Raw genomic sequence first — 18,844 nt, forward strand, 5'->3', positions numbered from 1 at the left:
TCTTCCCAGGCTCCTACACTCCTGGTGGAGTGGCCGAGAGGCGAGGCAACGGCCTGCAAAGCCGTCTACACGGGTTCAAATCCCGTCTCCACCTCCAAGGACGATTAGCTCAGCGGGAGAGCGCTTCCCTGACACGGAAGAGGTCACTGGTTCAATCCCAGTATCGTCCACTGGATCTTCGAAGATCCGGACCCGCGCGATTAGCTCAGCGGGAGAGCGCTTCCCTGACACGGAAGAGGTCACTGGTTCAATCCCAGTATCGCGCACGCAGTTTCCACGGCCCTTGGGTTGTGGCCCCGAGGACGATTAGCTCAGCGGGAGAGCGCTTCCCTGACACGGAAGAGGTCACTGGTTCAATCCCAGTATCGCGCACGCAGTTTCCACGGCCCGTGGGTTGTGGCCCCGAGGACGATTAGCTCAGCGGGAGAGCGCTTCCCTGACACGGAAGAGGTCACTGGTTCAATCCCAGTATCGTCCACACACCGAAGCCCCCGGCCCTGCGGCCGGGGGCTTCCTCGTCCGCCGGTCGGCGGTCAGCTGGAGAACAGCATGCGGCCGAAGCCCTTGTTGTGGTGGTGGCCCTGGTGCCCCTGGTGGCCGTAGTGGCCGCCCTGCGGGGCGCCCCAGGCGGGGGCGGAGTGAGCGCCGGGAGCTGCCGGGTACTGGGGGGCAGCCGGGGGCGGCGGGACCGCGGGCTGGCCCCACTGGGACTCCAGGCGGGTCAGCGCCTCCAGCTCGCCGTAGTCGAGAAAGATGCCGCGGCAGCCGCTGCACTGCTCGATCTGGACGCCGTTGCGGTTGTACGTGTGCATCGGGGCGTGACACTTCGGACACTGCATGGTCGATCAACTCCTCGCCGGTTGGTCCTGCTTGGTGTTTCGCCAGGACAGACTCTGTCCGGCTGCGGTCGGTTGCACCCTACTTCGCCAAACCCCGCGCCAACTGCGGCGGGGCGGAACCCATGCGGTCGCAGGCGTCGACGAGCGCCTGCTCCACCTCGTCCAGGGGGCGGTCCGCCGCGACGGCCTTGGTGATCGACCGGGCGGCGGTCTGCACGGTGAGCGCGCGGGCCGGTACCTCCAGCGCGGGCCAGGGATCGCCGGCCGCCGGGACGGCCGGGCCGCCCGCCGCTCGGTAGGCGGTCAGGAAACGGATCCACGAGTCGGGCGGGAGCAGTCCGCAGGCGTACCAGGCGGCCGGGCGGGCCAGGTCCCAGGCCGGGACGCCGACACCGAGGTCGTCGACGTCGATGAGCAGCCACGGGCCGTCGGAGGCGGGGTGCCGGACCAGTTGGCCGAGGTGGAGGTCGCCGTGGCAGAGGGTGGTGGTGTCCGGCATGAGGGTCTCGGCGCGGGCCCACGGCGGGAGGGTGGACCAGGCCTGCAGAACGGGGGTGGTGGCCCGGTGGTCGACCGCCTCGGTACGGAGGCGCGCGATCGCGAGGGCGGCCTTGGCGGGGCCGCGCATGGGAGGCAGAGCGAGGGTGGCCGGGGGGTGGTGCGAGGCGGTGAGTGGCGAGGGGGCGGGCGTGGGTGTGGACAGGACCGCGACGGGGGTTCGGTGGAGACGGGCCAGGAGGATGGCGGCGTCCTCCCAGGGAACCGCGTCCGGGTCTTCCGGGTCCACGGGGGCGCCGTAGGGCCAGAACGTCACGAGCCTGCCGTGCAGGTCGACCGGGGTCGGACCGAGCGGGGGCAGGAGGATGCCGGGGAGGTGGGCGGCAGCGGTGAGACGGAGGGCCAGGTCGGTGCGGGTGGTGCCCGGGGCGTGCGCCTTGGCGACGGTGCCGGCGTGCCGGACGACTGTGGCGTCGGGGCGGTCGACGAGGGTGGCGGTTGCTCCACCGCGTGCCATACCGCTTGCTCCGCCAAGTGCTCCGCAGGGGCAGGCGGATGGTGCCGAGTGGGCCTTGGCCCGGGCTCGGATGGTGAGGTCGGAAAGCAGGGGGTGGGTCACTGGGCTCCTGGCGCGGGACGCGGGTCGTTCGCGAGGGTACGCATGTGGTCCCGGATCAGTCACCCTGCGTCGGTGCGGGTGTCGGCTGGGGGCTCCGTCTCCGCCTCCGGACCCCCGGGGCAGCGCCCGCCCTGTCGCCCGTCTCGGTCGGTCGAAAGAGGACCTCGCCCTGGGGACCGCTGCTTGGGGACCCTGCCTGGGGACCGCTGTTCTGGGGGCTTGTCGCCCCGCACCCCGCATCCGCTCAGCCCTCGCTCACGCACGGGCCCGTTCCGTTTCAGGGCAAAGCAATGCCGGCGCAGCTCCCCAGCTGCGCCGGCATTTTTTGCCGTCCGCCGCACCCCCGTCCCCACGGGGTTTCATGGGTGGATGTTCCCGCCCGGACCGCTCTTCCGGGCCTGGGGTCGCCGCTCAGCGCCCCAGCATCACTCCCACGGACGACGCTTGTGTGGCCACTGTCTCCCAGCCGTCGAAGACGAGGAGGAGCAGTGCCGCCAGGGGAAGGGCCATGAGTGTCGCCACCAAAGGGTGGCGGCGGCCTGTCCGGCGGGGGCGGAGCGCGATGCGCTCCTGGGTACGGACCAGTGTCCGCGGTGCCGTGTAGGCCATGGTCCCTCTCCTGACCGTCTCTGTTTCGTTGGCAGCGGCGGGTGTCTGACCTCGGGGGACGAGTGCTGCACCCGCCGCTTGACCTCAAATCTAGGCGTCCGGCGGTCGGCGCACGTCATGCCCTCGTACCGATTGCCGGGCCTCCCGGAGGATGAGCCATGACCTGCGGTGTACTCCCGTGGGTGGAGACGGGGACCTAGGTCTCGGGGTCTTCCCGGAGGGGGCGTCCGCTGTGCCCCGGTTTCTCCGAGCTGTCCTCCCTCGGGATGGGCTGCTCGACCAGTGCAAGGACCCGGTTCGCCATGAAGCGGGCCGTGCGCACGACCGAGCCGTTACGGGTNGCGGTGTACTCCCGTGGGTGGAGACGGGGACCTAGGTCTCGGGGTCTTCCCGGAGGGGGCGTCCGCTGTGCCCCGGTTTCTCCGAGCTGTCCTCCCTCGGGATGGGCTGCTCGACCAGTGCAAGGACCCGGTTCGCCATGAAGCGGGCCGTGCGCACGACCGAGCCGTTACGGGTGACTTCGCTCACTTCCACCACACCTCGGCGCACCGCTGTCTCCACCCGGCGGCCCGCCCTGCTCGCCACCACCTCGTACGTACGCGTCGTGTCCCCGGCGTCCACGACTATCTCCACGCGATCACCCTTCACGGGTTCAATCCCCCTTCTGTGACGGATGGTTGGGGTCACAGACCGACCCAAGTCGCCCTGCCCGCGAGCTCCCTGACCACTCTTCAATTCTCCCACCCGGCACTGACAATCGATCGGGCCGAGAGGGCGCGGCCTCTGCGCGCAGCGGGCCGTGGAAACGTAAGCTGTGGCACGTCACACGGACCGGGCAGCGGGGATGAACATGGCGATGATGCGCCTGAGGCGCGAGGACCCGCGCGTCGTCGGCTCGTTCAGGCTTCACAGACGGCTCGGCGCGGGCGGGATGGGCGTTGTCTATCTCGGCTCCGACCGCAAGGGTCAGCGGGTCGCGCTCAAGGTGATCCGGCCGGATCTGGCGGAGGACCAGGAGTTCCGCTCGCGGTTCGCGCGCGAGGTGTCGGCGGCACGGCGCATTCGCGGCGGGTGCACGGCACGGCTGGTCGCCGCGGACCTCGACGCCGACCGGCCGTGGTTCGCCACGCAGTACGTGCCCGGCCCCTCCCTGCACGACAAGGTCGCCGACGAGGGGCCGATGGGCGCCGCCGACGTGGCCGCCGTCGGGGCCGCCCTGTCGGAGGGACTGGTGGCCGTGCACGAGGCCGGTGTGGTGCACCGGGACCTCAAGCCGTCCAACATCCTGCTGTCCCCGAAGGGACCGCGGATCATCGACTTCGGCATCGCCTGGGCGACGGGTGCCTCGACACTCACCCACGTCGGTACGGCCGTCGGCTCCCCCGGCTTCCTCGCCCCGGAGCAGGTGCGCGGTGCCGCGGTGACCCCCGCCACGGACGTGTTCTCCCTCGGCGCGACCCTGGCCTACGCGTCGATGGGCGACTCGCCCTTCGGGCACGGCAGTTCCGAGGTGATGCTGTACCGCGTGGTGCACGAGGAGGCGCAGCTGCACGGCGTGCCGGACGCGCTGGCGCCACTGGTCCGGGCCTGTCTGGCAAAGGACCCGGAGGAGCGGCCCAGCACGCTCCAGCTGTCGCTGCGGCTGAAGGAGATCGCCGCCCGGGAGACGCAGGGTCTCGCGGATGTACGGCCGCCCGCGCCGCGCGGCGGTGAGGCGGACCGGCCCACCGGACGGCTCGCCGACACCTATCCGGAGCGGGCACCGCAGCGGCGTCCGCAGGGGCAGCAGGGTGCCCCTGGTTCGCAGGGCACTCCCCCGCCGCGCGGCGGTCCCGCGTCACGGGATCAGGCTCCGGGGCGGGGCGGTGCTCCGTCGCGGGGTGGCAGCGCTTCGCGGGGCGGCGGTCCGTCGTCGCGGTCCGGAGCGGGCGCGCGGAACACGACGCGGTCCGGCGGCGGGAGTCGTCCGTCGTCGCGCAGTGGTGCCGGCCGGCCCGCGACCCGAGGGACGGGCACGGGGCGGCGGCCCGCCAATCCGCGGCTGCTGCGCCAACGCCTGTTCGTGTTCGTCGTGGTCACGCTGCTGGTGGCACTCGGCATCGCCGCGGCGCAGGGCTGCCAGGGGCCCTCGCGAGGGCTCGGCGGCAAGGGGAACGTCGTACGGAACGAGCAGCGACAGCCGGTGCGGGCCGTGCGGCCGAGCGACACGCCGGTGGACGCGCCGGTGGATGCGCCGGTGACGTCCGAGAGGGACGAGTCGACGCCCACGACTTCCGGCTAGGCCCTGTCGTTTGGATCAGGTCGGCTGTGGGGCGGGGTGCGTTCTTCGGCCCACCCGAGCGGGGTCTGGGGCGTGCAGCTGCAAGGCGGAGGAGGGGGTCGACGCGATGAGGGCCCCCCGCTCGAGCGAAGTCGAGAGTCGGGGAGTCGGCGAGTGACGACAACGCCGCAGATGTGCGTGCCGGACCCCGCGACGCCGGGATGATCCACACGACAGGGCCTAGCTATGGCTAGGCGCTTCCCGCCGGCCCGCGGCGGCTGACTAGAGCTCGGGGCGGCCCGTCGCCACGGCGTAGAAGGCGACCGCGGCCGCCGCGCCCACGTTGAGGGAGTCAACTCCGTGGGCCATGGGGATGCGGACCCATTCGTCGGCGGCCACCAGCGCCTGCGTCGAGAGGCCGTCGCCCTCGGCGCCGAGCATCAGCGCCACCCGGTCCATCTTGTGGGGGGCGGCCTCGTCGAGGGTCCTGGCCTTGGGGTCCGGGGTGAGGGCGAGGAGGGTGAAGCCCGCCTCGCGGACCGACTCCAGGCCCTTGGGCCAGGTGTCGAGACGGGCGTACGGCACGGAGAAGACCGCACCCATGGAGACCTTCACGCTGCGGCGGTACAGGGGGTCGGCGCAGTCCGGGGAGAGCAGGACCGCGTCCATGCCGAGGGCGGCGGCCGAGCGGAAGATCGCGCCGATGTTGGTGTGGTCGTTGACCGACTCCATGACGACGACCCGGCGGGCGGTCTGGAGGAGATCGGCCGCGGTTGGCAGCGGCTTGCGCTGCATCGAGGCGAGCGCGCCGCGGTGCACGTGGTAGCCGGTGACCTGCTCGGCGAGTTCCGGGCTGACCGCGTACACCGGGGCCGGGAGTTCGTCTATGACGTCCCGCATGACGTCGACCCACTTCGCGGACAGCAGCATCGAACGCATCTCGTACCCGGCGTCCTTGGCCCGCCGGATGACCTTCTCGCCCTCGGCGATGAACAGGCCCTCGGCCGGCTCGCGCTTGCGGCGCAGTTCGACGTCGGTCAGGCCCGTGTAGTCGTTCAGGCGCGGGTCGTCGGGGTCTTCGACGGTGATGAGATCGGCCACAGGGTGATACTGCCTTGTCCTGGGTGCGGTGCCAACGGCTGGGGACGGGTTGGTTACCCGGGGTTACTCGGAGGTCCGCGGGCCCACCGTGACGACCTCTCCGACGACGATGACGGCCGGCGGCTTCACGTCCTCGGTCCGTACCGTCTCGGCGACCGTCGCGAGCGTGGCGTCGACCCTGCGCTGGGCGGCCGTGGTGCCCTCCTGGACGAGGGCGACCGGGGTGTCCGGGGACTTGCCGTGGGCGACCAGGGTCTCGGCGATCCTGCCGATCTTGTCGACGCCCATGAGGATCACGAGGGTGCCGGTCAGCTTGGCGAGAGACGCCCAGTCGACCAGGGAGCGCTCGTCGTCGGGGGCGACATGGCCGCTGACCACGGTGAACTCGTGGGCGACCCCGCGGTGGGTGACCGGGATGCCGGCCGCGCCGGGAACCGAGATCGAGCTGGAGATGCCGGGGACGACGGTGCAGGGGATGCCGGCCTCAGCGAGGGCCTGGAGTTCCTCCATGCCGCGGCCGAAGACGTACGGGTCGCCACCCTTCAGCCGTACGACCGACTTGCCCTGCTTCGCGTGCTCGATCAGCGCGTTGTTGATGGCCTCCTGGGCCATGAAACGGCCGTACGGGATCTTCGCGGCGTCGATGACCTCGACGTGCGGAGGAAGTTCGGCGAGGAGGTCGCGCGGGCCGAGGCGGTCGGCGATGACGACGTCCGCCTCCGCGAGCAGGCGGCGGCCGCGGACCGTGATCAGGTCCGGGTCGCCGGGGCCGCCGCCGACGAGCGCGACGCCGGTGGTGCGGGTGCGGTGGTGCGGGGCGACGAGGGTGCCGTCCCGCAGGCCCTCGACGACCGCGTCACGGATGGCGGCGGTGTGGCGGGGATCGCGGCCACGCGCACTGGTGGTGAGGACGGCCACCGTGACGCCTTCGCTCGTGCCGGTGGCCGGGGTCCAGGCGGTCGCCGCTTCGGCGTCGTCGGAGCGGACGCACCACACACGGTGCGTCTCCGCCTCGGCGGAGGCCCGGCTGTTCGCTTCCGGGTCGCTGGTGGCGATCAGGGCGTACCAGGCGTTCGCGAGGTCGCCGTCGGCGTACGGGCGTCGCTCCCAGGTGATCTCGCCCGCGTCCGCCATCGCCTCGACCGAGGGGGTCGCTCCGGGGGATACGAGGAGGATGTCCGCGCCGGCTGCGATGAGCGCCGGGAGGCGGCGCTGGGCGACCTGACCGCCGCCGAGGACGACGACCCTGCGGCCGGTGAGGCGGAGGCCTACGGGGTAGGCGGGGTGTTCGGCCATGAGGGTGCTGCTCCTCGGTGCGGTGCGGTGGCCCTGACGTGCGGATTTTAAAGGTCAGGTTGGTGTGACGGCACAGGTGGTCCAGGGGATGAGCACTGTCGCTGTCTGCGGGCGCGTGGTCCGTGCCCACCGTTCCGCTGCGGAACGACTGCCCACGGACCACGGGCCTACTTCTCAGTTACCCCTGCGGAATCGAACGTCGCCACCTCGTGCATCGCTCTCGCCGTGCTCTGCACCAGCGGGAGCGCGAGCAGCGCGCCCGTGCCCTCGCCCAGGCGGAGGTCGAGGTCGACCAGGGGGCGCAGGCCCAGCTTGTTGAGGGCGGCCACGTGGCCCGGCTCGGCGCTGCGGTGTCCGGCGATGCAGGCCGCGAGGACCTCGGGGGCGATCGCCCGGGCGACCAGCGCGGCGGCGCCGGCGCTGACGCCGTCCAGGATCACCGGCGTACGCAGGGAGGCGCCGCCGAGGAGGAGGCCGACGATGGCGGCGTGTTCGAAGCCGCCGATCGCGGCGAGGACGCCGATGGGGTCGGCCGGGTCCGGCTGGTGGAGTTCGATGGCCCGGCGGACGACCTCGGTCTTGCGGGCGAGGGTCTCGTCGTTGATGCCGGTGCCGCGGCCCGTCACCTCGGCCGGGTCCGTGTCCGTGTAGACCGAGATCAGGGCGGCGGACGCGGTGGTGTTGGCGATGCCCATCTCGCCGGTGAGCAGGGCCTTGTTGCCGGCCGCCACCAGGTCGCGGGCCGTCTCGATGCCCACCTCGATGGCCTGCTTGGCCTCCTCGCGGGTCATCGCGGGGCCGGTGGTCATGTCGGAGGTGCCCGCGCGGATCTTGCGGGGAAGGAGGCCAGGGGTCGCGGGGAGCTCGGCCGCCACGCCCACGTCGACGACGCAGACCTCGGCGCCCACCTGGGCCGCGAAGGCGTTGCAGACAGCGCCGCCGCCGAGGAAGTTGGCGACCATCTGGGCCGTCACCTCCTGCGGCCAGGGGGTGACGCCCTGCGCGTGGACGCCGTGGTCGCCGGCGAAGATCGCCACGGCCGCGGGCTCCGGAATCGGCGGCGGGCACTGGCGGGACAGGCCGGACAGCTGCGCGGAGATGATCTCCAGCATGCCGAGCGAGCCGGGCGGCTTCGTCATGCGCTTCTGCCGCTCCCACGCCTCGCCGAGCGCCTTGGCGTCCAGCGGGCGGATCTGCGCGACGGTCTCGCCGAGCAGGTCGTGCGGCTCCTCGCCGGGCAGCGCGCGACGGCCGTACGTCTCCTCGTGGACGACCCATGACAGCGGGCGGCGCTTGGACCAGCCGGCCTGCATCAGCTCGGGCTCGTCCGGGAACTCGTCGACGTAGCCCACGCAGAGGTAGGCGATGACTTCGAGGTGATCGGGCAGGCCGAGGGCACGGACCATCTCGCGCTCGTCGAAGAAGCTGACCCAGCCGACGCCGAGCCCCTCGGCGCGGGCCGCGAGCCAGAGGTTCTCGACCGCGAGCGCCGCGGAGTACGGGGCCATCTGGGGCTGGGTGTGACGGCCGAGGGTGTGCCGGCCGCCGCGGGTCGGGTCGGCGGTGACGACGATGTTCACCGGGGTGTCGAGGATCGCCTCGATCTTCAGTTCCTTGAACTGCTTCGCCCGGCCCTTGGGGAGGGATTTCGCGTAGGCGTCCCGCTGGCGCGTGGCCAGTTCGTGCATGCTGCTCCGGGTCTCCGCCGAGCGGATGACCACGAAGTCCCAGGGCTGCGAGTGGCCCACGGAGGGGGCGGTGTGGGCCGCCTCCAGCACGCGGAGCAGCACCTCGTGCGGGATCGGGTCGCTGCGGAACCCGTTGCGGATGTCACGGCGCTCGCGCATGACCTTGAGGACGGCCTCGCGCTCGGCGTCGTTGTAAGCGGGCGCGGCCGGGCCGGTGGACCGGCGTACGTCTTCCACTGGTTCCACTGGCGCCGTGCTCATTTCTTCCTGGTCCTGCTGGTCCTGCCGGTTCTGCTCGTCTTCCTGGTCGGCGGCCCTGGTGTGCAGGTCCTCCGCTCGCTGTACGGCTTCGGGGTGGCCCTCGCGGGGTGCGGGGACCGCGGCCGCGGGCTCCGGTTCCTGTGCGTCCTCCGGGGGGAGGGCCATGGCGTGCGGGGGTGTCGGCGCGAGGTGCGGAGTGGTGGGCACCGTGCCCTCGACCTGGACGAACTGTCCCAATGGTTGGTCGGTGTGGGACTCCGGTTCACCGGCCGGCGGCTGGGGGGCGGTCGCCTCCGCCGAGTCCTCGGGGGCGAACGGGACTGTCGCGTCCGGAGCGGGGGCCGCGGGGGTCGTCCCGATGTCCTCCTGCGCGAGGGGCGCTACCTGGACGAGTTGGGGACCCTGCGCTGCCTGGTCGGCTGCCGCGTGCTGGGGAGACGGCTCGGGAGTCACTGCTGAGGGGACCTCTTCGACGGGTGCCGTGGGGCCGTCCGCGACCGCGGGCTGCGGGACCGGTGCGGCGTCCGGGGTGGCCGGGAACGACACGGCTTCGGGGGCCGACGGCGCGGGCTCGGCGACGAGGGCCTCGGCGGGCAGTACGGCGTGCTGAGCTGCGGCTTCGGGAATCGGAGCGGCATGTTGAACTGCGGCTTCGGGAATCGGAGCGGCATGTTGAGCCGGGGCTTCGGGATGCCGGTCCGCGATCACCGAGGTGTCGGAGGCCGGAACCTGCGTGGCGTCCAAGGGCGTGTCGGCACCGGTGGTGCCGGGCTGCGCGGGGAGGGACTGTGCGGGGGCGGACGCGGCATCCGGCGCGGTTTCGGAGGCGGTGGCCTCGTGCACGGGCGGGATGTCGGAGGCGGCGGCTTCGGCGGGGGGTGCGGGCTCGTACACCGGGGCAGGCTCGGACGCGGGGGCGGCCTCGGGGTCCGCCTCGGCCGTGTGCGCGGCTTCCGGCTGCTGTACGGCCTCGAGGGCGGGAGCGGCTGCGAAGTCCGGTCCAACGTACACGGCAGGGTCGGCTGTCGGTACCTGACCGGCGTCGAGGCCAAGCTCCTGCCCGGCGTCGGCCATGGCGTCGAGGCCAAGCTCCTGCCCGGCATCGGCCATGGCATCGGTTGCTTCCGCAGGCCCGCCGTCGGGGGCGGGCGCTGCCGGCTCGTCGGCCTGTACTGCCTGCACGGCGTCAGCGGTCTGGTCCGGTACGACGCCCAGTTCCTGTCCCTCGTCCGGCGTCGGCGCGGTCACCGGAGCCTCAGCGGCGTCCGGGGCCGCTACGGCCTCCGGCATCGGCCCGGCATCCGGAAGAGGCGATTCCCCGGAGACCTGCGGGACGTCATCGCCCACCACGGTCTCGTCAGGCGCGATCTCGGCGCCCTGCGAAGCCTGAGCGGCGTACTCGCCCTCTTGGCCTTCCGCTGTGGGCGCGTCCTGTCCGTCGGCGTCCTGGGCGGGCGGAGCGAATCCGCCGTCGTGGCCCTCGGGAGCCTGCGGTGTCGGATCCTGGTGAGGCTCCGGAGCCTGCGCGGACCCGTCGCCGTGACTGTCCGGGGACTGCGGCGGGAGCTCGCCGCCCTGACCGTCCGGAAGCTGCGTGAACCCCTCCTGCGCGTCCGGGGACTGTGCGAACCCGGGGTCGTGACCCTCCGGAGCCTGAGCGGCCTCGCCGCCCTCGCCCTCAGGAGCCGCGGTGAACTCGCCGCCTTGACCGTCCGGGGACCGCGGGGTCTCTCCGGGGTGGCCCTCCGGGGACTGTGCGAACCCACCACCCTGGCCCTCCGGGGACGACGGGAACTCGGCGCCCTGGCTCTCCGCGGCCTCCACGGCCTCCGCGGCCTCCGCGACGAACGCGTCCTCCGCGACAAACGCGTCGCCCGGTGCTTCCGCCTCAGCGCCGGCCTCCGCGAGCTGGGGCTCATGAACGGCGGCCGTGGCCTGCGGAGCCGTCGGTGTCACGGTCTCCGTCGCGAGGCGGGTGAGCGTGGCCTGGGCCGCGCCCACCTGCTCGGACTCGGGGTCCGCGGCCGGGACAACCGTTTCGGCAGCCGTGGCCTCGGGGCTCACCGGCGCCTGGACCGCGCCGTGGACGGGGGCCGCGCCCCACGGCGTCGCGCCCTGGGGAGGCGTCTCGCGGAGCTGTTGCGGGACGTCGAGGTACTCGGGGCCGGTCGCGCCCGGGGCGGACTGCCGTACCGGCGCTCCGACGGCGCCGCGGTCGGCGAGGGAGCGGACCGGGCTCGCGGAGGTGTCGGGGATGGGCGGGCCGAGGTGCAAGGGGCGGCGGGGCGGCGTCTGCATCGACTGCGGCACGGGGTTGGGGAGGCGGAAGCCGTTGAGGTCGACCGAGCCGCTGTCGCGGCCGGACATCTCGTGCGGGCCCGGCTCGTGGACGGTCTCGACGACCGGCTCCGGCGCGGGCGGGGCGACCTCGTTGCCCCACGCGCCCTGGGCGCCCGGCAGCAGCAACAGGTCTTCGTCCTCGGCGGTGGTCTCGGAGAGGTAGGTGTACGCACCGTGCGCGGGGGCGCCCGGCTGCTCCACCATGCCTGCGCTCTCCGGCAGTCCCTCGCCCGGGACCTGGCCGGTGTCGGTCATGCGTAACCCCTCGCCCATCGGTTAGTGCTTCTTCGGCCGGCTCACCCGGAACGGCGCACCGACCGCCCCACAGTGAAGAACGAGCGTGCGTGCCCAGCGGCACGAACGACCGTCGCCAAAAGACGACAAAGCCATTAACTGGCATTGTCGCGGCCGTTGCGCCGTCGCGACAGCGTGATCCGCGACGGCCCGCTGTGGACTGCGCCACGTTGCGCGTCCACCGGTCCTGCCGTACCACACCCACTCCAAAAGGGGCGTGTTTTCCGGACATTGACCGACGAAGTGCCGGGCATCCGAGTGCGGTACAACGATCGGCCAGCCTACCGCGCGCAGTACGACAACAGGATCACGGGGACACGATGCGGGACGCGGCCGGAGTCAGGCCGTACGGTCCGGCAGCACGCCGCTGAGCAGGAACGCGACGCTCCGCTCGGTCTCCGTCCAGGCACGTGTGTCGAGTTCGACGGACTGAACGAGGGCGCACTCGACCCGGTAGCCGTGCTCGGTCAGGTCGCGGCCGACGAGTTCGGCCGCGTCACGGGTGGCCGCGTGCGTCACGATGCGCTGCGGACGGCGGTCGGCCACGGCCGAGACGACGGCCGCTCCCCCGCCGCCGACGCGGACGACGTCCGGTTCGGGGAGGTCCTCCAGGACGTGCGGCGCGGTGCCGCGCACGATCTGCAGCTGCACCCCGAAGCCGCGTGCGGCGGCCTCGGTGCGGGCGCACGCCGCCAGGTCCCGGTCGACGGCGATGACGGCCGCCCCGGCCCGTGCCGCCTCGGTGGCGAAGGCGCCGCTGCCGCAGCCGATGTCCCACACGAGGTCGCCGACGCGCGGTCCGAGCCGGGCGAGTTGGGCCGCGCGCAGCAGGTCCCCCTCGCCTTCGCCCAGGTCACCGCCGTACGCCTCGGCGGGCAGCGCCCAGCCGCGTGGTGCGGTGTCCGGGGCCCGGCCGGCGATCCAGCCGCCGTCCTCCCTCGCGACACCGGGTCCGGCGGTTCCGCCGATGACGATGACCACGTTCGGGTCGCGCCAGGTGTGGTCGGCGGCCTTGTCGGAGGTGACGACGGTGACCTGTTCGCGGTCGGTGCCGAGTTCCTCGCAGATGACGAAGGTGCGGTGGACGTTTTCCAGCAGCAGGCCGAGTTCGGCGGGGCCGGCGCCCGGTGAGGTGAGGACGGCGACCTTGGTGTGGGCGCGGCACACGTTCACCGCGCGGCGCAGGGTGCGGCGGTGTGCGACGACCACCTGTGCGTCGTCCCAGGGCATGCCGGCACGGGCGAAGGCGGTGGCGATGGGCGAGACCGCGGGGACGACCTCCACCTCGAGGCCGAACTCGGGCGCGCGCAGGGTTCGTACGACACCGAAGAAGCCGGGATCACCGTCGGCGAGCACGACCGCGGTGCCGCGGTGGCCGGCGACACGGCGGGCGGCGAGGGCGACGCTGCCGAGGCGGATGCGCTCGGCGCCGGGCGGCACTTCGGGGAGCGCCAGATGGTGGGCGGCGCCGGCCACCAGCGTGGCGGCGTTGAGGGCGGAGCGTGCCGCGGCGGTCAGCGGCGAGCCGTCCCAGCCGATCACCGTGACCCGGTCGGCCATCGTCTCTCAGTCTCCAGGGGGTTTGCGCAGGTTGTCAGGGGCAGCCCGGCGGGTTCTGAGGGTACCTGGTGGAGTGGGCCGGGGCGGCGGCCCCTCGGTCAGTTCCAGTCCGAGAACGACGTGAAACCGTCGGAGTCGGACAGCTGCTCGCCCGCGCCGTCGAGGTCCTCCGGGAGGAGACTCCACACGATGAAGTCGGTGCGGACGTCGGTCCAGGTGCCGTCCTCGGTGCGGACGTGCGCTATGCAGGCGTTGCGCAGGACGCCCTCGCTGATGCAGCCGATCTTCTGGGCGACCTGCTGGGAGGCGGTGTTGTCGGCCGCCGTGCGCAGCTCGATGCGCTCGAGTTTCTGGTCGCGCAGGAGCCACTGGGCGGTGGCGAGGGCGGCCTCCGAGGCGTAGCCCTCGCCGCGGGCCCAGGGGGCGATGACGTACGACAGCTCGGTGGACCTGATGTGCCAGTTCGTCTTGCCGAGTTGGATGATGCCGACCAGGCGCTGGGTGAGGAACTCGGTGACGGCGAGGGTGAGTCCGCGGCCCGCCTCGCGTTCGGCGGGCGCGTACTCGGTGATCCAGGTGCGGGCGGCGTCCTCCCCGAAGGGCTGGGGGACGTCGGTCCAGGCGGTGACCTGCTCGTCGTTCATCATCTCGGCCAGGGCAGGCACGTCGTCCTCGTCGAGGGGACGCAGCACCAACCGCTCCGTGCTGATGGAGATGTTGGGGAAGGTGCCAGTCATGCGCCGCTCCGTAACCGTCGGGAAACCTTCAGCCTGCTGAACTGCCCAGCATGCAGCATGAAAGCACCGAACCGCACGACGGGGTCCACCCCCGGTGAAGGAGCGGACCCCGTCCGTGGCGATACGCCGTATACGCCCCGACGGCCGAAGCCGGCCGGCAGATCTCAGAAGGACGCGAGCACGGATCCGGCGTATTCGTCCTCGATGAACTTCTTGACCTCGGCGGAGGTGAGGAGCCCGGCGAGCTTCTTGACGCGCGGGTCGTCCTCGTTGCCCTTCTTGACGGCGAGGAAGTTGCCGTACGGGTTGTTCGTCGCGGATTCCAGGACGAGGGCGTCCTCGGCGGGCTTGAGGTCGGCTTCGATGGCGAAGTTGCCGTTGATGACGGCCGCGTCCACGTCGTCCAGGGAGCGCGGGGTCTGGGCCGCCTCCAGTTCCTTGAACGTGAGGTTCTTGGGGTTCTCGCTGATGTCGGAGGGGGTCGCCTCGTTGCCCACGCCGTCCTTCAGCGTGATGATGCCGTGGGCGTCGAGCAGCTTGAGCGCCCGGGCCTCGTTGACCGTGTCGTTCGGGACGGCGACGGTGGCACCGCTCTTCAGTGAGCCGACGCTCTTGACCTTGTGGGAGTAGAGGCCGAGCGGTTCCAGGTGGACCGTGACGACGGGCACGATGTCGGTGCCGTTCTTCTTGTTGAAGTCGTCGAGATACGGCTTGTTCTGGAAGTAGTTGGCGTCCACCGAACCGTCTTCGGTCGCGGGGTTCTGCGTCGTGTAGTCGGTGAACTCCCTGACTTCCAGGTCGAGTCCCGCCTTCTTCGCCAGGTTGTCCTTGACGTAGTTGAGGATCTCGGCGTGCGGGGTCGGGCTCGCGGCGACGACCAGCGGTCCGCTGGCGTCGGAGGCGGAGCCCTGGTCCGAGCCGCATGCGGTGAGCCCGAGGGTGAGGGTTCCGGTGGCGAGGACGGCTGCGGTGATCTTGGTGGTGTTACGCACGAAAAGTGCCTTTCCTGATGGGTGGTGCGACCCCGCGATGGGTGTGCGGGGAGTCCGGGAGAGAGTTCAGGCGACCTTGCCGACGTCGGCCGTCTCCGGCTCCTTCGCCTTCAGCAGGCGCAGCCTGGGTGCCGGGCCGGCCTTGCCGCCCCGCCGGTGCAGGGAGCGGGCCGCGTAGTCGCCGGCGAACTGGATGACCGAGATGACCACGGCGAGGATCGCCACGGTGATCCACATCAGTTCGGTCTCGAAGCGCTGGTAGCCGTACCGGATGGCGATGTCGCCGAGGCCGCCGGCGCCGACCGTGCCGGCCATCGCGGAGTAGCCGATGAGGGCGACGATCGTGGTCGTGGTGCTGGAGATCAGCGACGGCAGGGACTCGGGGACGAGGACCTTGCGTACGATCGTCCAGGTGTTGCCGCCCATCGCCTGCACGGCCTCGACGAGTCCGCCGTCCACTTCCCGGACGGCCGTCTCGACCAGGCGGGCGAAGAAGGGGATCGCGCCGATGGCGAGCGGCACGATCGCGGCCTCGCGGCCGATGGTCGTCCCGGTGATCGAGCGGGTGAAGTTCATCAGCGCGACCATCAGGATGATGAACGGCATCGAGCGGGCGACGTTCACGACCTGCCCGATGACCTTGTTCGCCACGACGTTCTGGAGCAGTCCGCCCCGGTCGGTGAGGACGAGGAGGACGCCGAGCGGGAGGCCGCCGACGACGGCGATCAGGGTGGACCAGCCGACCATGTAGAGGGTGTCCCAACACGCCTGCTCCAGCAGGGGCTGCATCGCGGACCAGGTCACTGTGCACCTTCCTTCACCAGCAGGGGCTCCTCGCCCGCTTCGCCGACCACGTCGATCTGCAGCCCCTGTTCGCGCAGGAAGCCGATCGGCACGACGTTGTCCTCGTAGTGGCCGGGCAGTTCGATGCGCATCCGGCCGACCTGGAGGCCGCCGACGGTGTCGATGGCGGCGCCGAGGATCGATATGTCGATGTTGTAGGTGCGGGAGAGCTGGGAGATGACCGGCTGGGTCGCCGCCTCGCCCTGGAAGGTGACGTCGACGACCGTGCGGTCGGCGCCGGAGGCCTCGCCATTCACCGGGAACAACGCGGTGGCCAGCTCGGAGCCCGGGGTCGCCAGCAGTTCGCTCACGGTGCCGGACTCCACGATGCGGCCCTGGTCCATCAGGGCGGCCGAGTCGCAGATCGACTTCACGACGTCCATTTCGTGGGTGATGAGCAGGACGGTCAGTCCCAACTGCCGGTTCAGGTCGCGCAGCAACTGGAGGATCGAGCGGGTGGTCTCCGGGTCGAGGGCGCTGGTCGCCTCGTCGGACAGCAGGACCTTGGGGTCGCCGGCCAGGGCGCGGGCGATGCCGACACGCTGCTTCTGGCCGCCGGAGAGCTGGGCCGGGTAGGCCTTGGCCTTGTCGGAGAGACCGACGAGGTCGAGCAGCTCCAGGGCCTTGCGGGAGCGTTCCCGGCCCGACTTCCCGAGGATTTCGAGCGGCAGCTCGACGTTGTCCTGCACGGTCCGTGTCGACAGCAGGTTGAAGTGCTGGAAGACCATGCCTATACGGCTGCGGGCCCGGCGCAGTTCGCGGCCGGCCCGGGGTCCGCGCCCGGCGAGGGCGGTGAGGTCCTGCCCGGCGACGGTCACGGTCCCGGCGGTGGGGCGCTCCAGCAGGTTGACACAGCGGATGAGCGAGGACTTGCCGGCGCCTGACTGTCCGATGACGCCGTACACCTCGCCTTCGCGGACGTGGAGGTCGACGCCGTCCAGGGCGGTGACCTCGCGGCCGCGTGAGCGGTAGACCTTGGTGAGGCCCGATGTGGTGATCACGTGGGTTTCCGTCACTGTCGTGCGCAGGGCGTGGGTGTGCCCTGGCGCGGGGTGCATTCGGTGGGGAACGCGGCACGGTTCTCGTGCGGTGGCATGGCGAACCGGGGAGAACATGTGCGCGATGGGGGTCCCCCCGCGCCGTCAAGGCTGTGGGGGAGGCTCGGTCACGTACGCGCTACGGCGTACGGACATGCCACGGCGGCTCGCTTCGGGGCGCGAGGCTCAGGTGGTGCAGGGGCCCTCTAGAAGGCGCACATTCGACACGTACAACGAGCACCGGGCGTCGTGGTCGCCTCGGTCGCAAGGGTGCGGCTGCTCGTCGTGGTCATGCGATCAGTAAAGCAGACCTACGCTCCTGACAAAGTGCCGCTGTCCGGATGCTGGACAGCGGCGGACACCCGTCAGCCGGTGACCGAGATCTCGATTCCCCCGTCGGTGACCAGGGCGGACAAGGCCGACAGGTTCTTGACCACGAGGTCGGCGGTGAGCTCGTGGGCCTCGTGGGTTGTGGTCAACGCCACGGTGGTCATTCCGGCCGCGCGGCCCGACTGGAGACCGGCCGGGGCGTCCTCGAAGACGACGCACTGAGCCGGGTCGACGCCCAGTTGGCGGGCGGCGAGCAGGTAGGGCTCGGGGTCGGGCTTGCCGCGCGTGATGTCGTCGGCGGCGATCAACGTCTTGGGCAGGATGCCGACGGCGTCGAGCCGGGCCTCGGCCAGGCGCCGGGTGGCGGAGGTGACGACGGCCCAGCGGTCGGCGGGGAGCCCGTCGAGGAAGGCCCTGGTGCCGGGCAGCAGGTGCACGCCCCCGTTCGGTACGTCCTCCACCTCCAGCAGCTCGATCCGCGCGACGGCCTCCGGTACGACGTCCGCGGGCAGCAGGTCGGCGGCTATGTCCGCGGCCGGCCGGCCGTGCAGTTCGACTCGGGCGAACTCGTCGGCCGTGATCCCGTACTCCACGGCCCACCGTGTCCAGCAGTGGTTCACGGAGGCGAGGGAGGAGACGAGGGTTCCGTCGTTGTCGAACAGGAGGACTTGTGCGTGGATCTTCATGCCCTCGACCCTACGGTGCACGCCGGGGTCGGCCGCATCGGGCCTTTTGGCCCGTAATAGGGTCGCGGCATGCTTGTTGCCCTGACGCTCGTGACCGGCGTCGCCGCACTTCTGCTCGCCGCGTGGTGCGGCTGGGCCGCGTACCGTGATCAGCCGACCAAGGACTGGCACTTCATCGGGATGGCCGTGGTCTCCGTGCTGGCCCTGGTCCAGCTGGTCGTCGGGATCGTGCAGCTGGCGCGGGGCGAGAAGCCGGAGCAGGGCACGACCATCTTCGTGTCGTATCTGCTGGGCGCTGTCGCGTGCGTCCCGGCGGCGGGGTTCATGTCGCTGGCCGAGCGGACGCGGTGGGGCTCGGTGACGGTCGCCGCCGGCGGCGTGGTGCTGGCGGTCCTTGAGGTGCGTCTCTATGACATCTGGGGAGGCTGAGGTGGCCGTGACGGAGGACAAGCCGACGCGTCAGCGGTTGATCAGCGGGCCGGGCATGCTGCTGGTCTGGCTGTACGGCGTGATGGTCGTCGGGGCGGTGTCCCGCTCGGCCGTGCAGATCTCCACGGACTTCGACCGGGCCCCGCTCGCCTATTCGCTGTCCGCGGTCGCGGGCCTCGTCTACGGGTTCATCACGTACTCGCTGGTGCGGGGCGGGGAGAGGGCCCGCAAGGCGGCGCTGGTGTGCTGCGGGGCGGAGTTGGCGGGCGTGCTGGGCGTCGGCGCGTGGACGCTGGTCGAGCCGTCGGCGTTTCCCGAGGCGACGGTGTGGTCGGACTTCGGGATGGGGTACCTCTTCATCCCGGTGCTGTTGCCGTTGTCCGCGATGTACTGGCTGCGGAAGGCTGCGCGCCCCTGACGGGGCG

Annotated in this window: 16 protein-coding genes and 4 tRNA genes; 7 read left to right on the forward strand and 13 right to left on the reverse strand. The window is 71.7% G+C overall.

Annotation, left to right across the window (positions count from 1 at the left end; translation table 11 throughout):
- Window positions 1–23: 23 nt before the first annotated feature.
- The 4 genes from ACWBNA_RS15690 (at window position 24) to ACWBNA_RS15705 (ending at window position 478) form a co-directional block, all read left to right on the forward strand.
- A tRNA-Cys gene (locus tag ACWBNA_RS15690) sits at window positions 24–97 on the forward strand.
- A 1-nt stretch (window position 98) separates the two neighbouring features.
- A tRNA-Val gene (locus ACWBNA_RS15695) sits at window positions 99–170 on the forward strand.
- A gap of 24 nt (window positions 171–194) precedes the next feature.
- Window positions 195–266, forward strand: a tRNA-Val gene (locus ACWBNA_RS15700).
- A gap of 140 nt (window positions 267–406) precedes the next feature.
- A tRNA-Val gene (locus ACWBNA_RS15705) sits at window positions 407–478 on the forward strand.
- A gap of 55 nt (window positions 479–533) precedes the next feature.
- On the opposite strand, the gene ACWBNA_RS15710 is transcribed toward ACWBNA_RS15705, so the two are convergent.
- The 4 genes from ACWBNA_RS15710 to ACWBNA_RS15725 form a co-directional block, all read right to left on the reverse strand.
- Window positions 534–839, reverse strand: a complete 306-nt coding sequence (locus tag ACWBNA_RS15710; RefSeq protein ID WP_482704948.1) for a TFIIB-type zinc ribbon-containing protein — start codon at window positions 837–839, stop codon at window positions 534–536.
- A gap of 79 nt (window positions 840–918) precedes the next feature.
- Complete coding sequence (locus ACWBNA_RS15715; RefSeq protein WP_482704949.1) at window positions 919–1,854, reverse strand: phosphotransferase; 936 nt, start codon at window positions 1,852–1,854, stop codon at window positions 919–921.
- 513 nt (window positions 1,855–2,367) lie between these two features.
- Window positions 2,368–2,565, reverse strand: coding sequence for a hypothetical protein (locus ACWBNA_RS15720; protein ID WP_053748661.1), 198 nt, complete (start codon window positions 2,563–2,565; stop codon window positions 2,368–2,370).
- Between the two features lie 372 nt (window positions 2,566–2,937).
- Window positions 2,938–3,213 carry a hypothetical protein gene (locus tag ACWBNA_RS15725; protein ID WP_383864750.1) on the reverse strand — a complete coding sequence of 92 codons (276 nt, stop codon included), beginning with the start codon at window positions 3,211–3,213 and terminating at the stop codon, window positions 2,938–2,940.
- A 196-nt stretch (window positions 3,214–3,409) separates the two neighbouring features.
- On the opposite strand from ACWBNA_RS15725, the gene ACWBNA_RS15730 reads away from it, so the two are divergent.
- Window positions 3,410–4,846: a serine/threonine-protein kinase gene (locus tag ACWBNA_RS15730; RefSeq protein WP_482704975.1), complete on the forward strand. Its 1,437-nt coding sequence runs from the start codon at window positions 3,410–3,412 to the stop codon at window positions 4,844–4,846.
- Window positions 4,847–5,107: 261 nt separating this feature from the next.
- Here ACWBNA_RS15730 and ACWBNA_RS15735 read toward each other — a convergent pair whose 3' ends face one another.
- The 9 genes from ACWBNA_RS15735 to ACWBNA_RS15775 form a co-directional block, all read right to left on the reverse strand.
- Window positions 5,108–5,926, reverse strand: coding sequence for a TrmH family RNA methyltransferase (locus ACWBNA_RS15735; RefSeq protein WP_482704950.1), 819 nt, complete (start codon window positions 5,924–5,926; stop codon window positions 5,108–5,110).
- 63 nt (window positions 5,927–5,989) lie between these two features.
- Window positions 5,990–7,222 (reverse strand): uroporphyrinogen-III C-methyltransferase, encoded by a 1,233-nt coding sequence (cobA, locus tag ACWBNA_RS15740; RefSeq protein WP_482704951.1) that lies wholly within the window; start codon window positions 7,220–7,222, stop codon window positions 5,990–5,992.
- A gap of 167 nt (window positions 7,223–7,389) precedes the next feature.
- Window positions 7,390–11,766 carry a nicotinate-nucleotide--dimethylbenzimidazole phosphoribosyltransferase gene (cobT, locus tag ACWBNA_RS15745; RefSeq protein WP_482704952.1) on the reverse strand — a complete coding sequence of 1,459 codons (4,377 nt, stop codon included), beginning with the start codon at window positions 11,764–11,766 and terminating at the stop codon, window positions 7,390–7,392.
- 378 nt (window positions 11,767–12,144) lie between these two features.
- On the reverse strand, window positions 12,145–13,365 hold the full coding sequence (gene cbiE, locus ACWBNA_RS15750; protein ID WP_482704953.1) for a precorrin-6y C5,15-methyltransferase (decarboxylating) subunit CbiE: 1,221 nt from the start codon (window positions 13,363–13,365) through the stop codon (window positions 12,145–12,147).
- A gap of 98 nt (window positions 13,366–13,463) precedes the next feature.
- Entirely contained in the window at window positions 13,464–14,102 is a 639-nt protein-coding gene (locus ACWBNA_RS15755; RefSeq protein ID WP_482704954.1) for a GNAT family N-acetyltransferase, read from the reverse strand.
- 164 nt (window positions 14,103–14,266) lie between these two features.
- A complete protein-coding gene (locus ACWBNA_RS15760; protein ID WP_482704955.1) occupies window positions 14,267–15,094 on the reverse strand; it encodes a MetQ/NlpA family ABC transporter substrate-binding protein in 828 nt (275 codons plus the stop codon).
- Window positions 15,095–15,160: 66 nt separating this feature from the next.
- Window positions 15,161–15,898, reverse strand: a complete 738-nt coding sequence (locus ACWBNA_RS15765) for a methionine ABC transporter permease (RefSeq protein WP_482704956.1) — start codon at window positions 15,896–15,898, stop codon at window positions 15,161–15,163.
- Window positions 15,895–16,995, reverse strand: a complete 1,101-nt coding sequence (locus tag ACWBNA_RS15770; RefSeq protein ID WP_482704957.1) for a methionine ABC transporter ATP-binding protein — start codon at window positions 16,993–16,995, stop codon at window positions 15,895–15,897. Before ACWBNA_RS15770 ends, ACWBNA_RS15765 begins: the two co-directional genes overlap by 4 nt.
- A gap of 344 nt (window positions 16,996–17,339) precedes the next feature.
- A complete protein-coding gene (locus ACWBNA_RS15775; RefSeq protein ID WP_482704958.1) occupies window positions 17,340–17,990 on the reverse strand; it encodes an HAD family hydrolase in 651 nt (216 codons plus the stop codon).
- 69 nt (window positions 17,991–18,059) lie between these two features.
- Here ACWBNA_RS15775 and ACWBNA_RS15780 point away from each other — a divergent pair, with 69 nt between their 5' ends.
- Complete coding sequence (locus tag ACWBNA_RS15780) at window positions 18,060–18,419, forward strand: hypothetical protein (protein WP_482704959.1); 360 nt, start codon at window positions 18,060–18,062, stop codon at window positions 18,417–18,419.
- Window positions 18,400–18,837 (forward strand): hypothetical protein, encoded by a 438-nt coding sequence (locus ACWBNA_RS15785; RefSeq protein ID WP_482704960.1) that lies wholly within the window; start codon window positions 18,400–18,402, stop codon window positions 18,835–18,837. The genes ACWBNA_RS15780 and ACWBNA_RS15785 overlap by 20 nt, the downstream gene beginning before the upstream one ends.
- Window positions 18,838–18,844 lie beyond the last annotated feature (7 nt).

It is taken from the genome of Streptomyces sp. Q2, assembly GCF_056820935.1.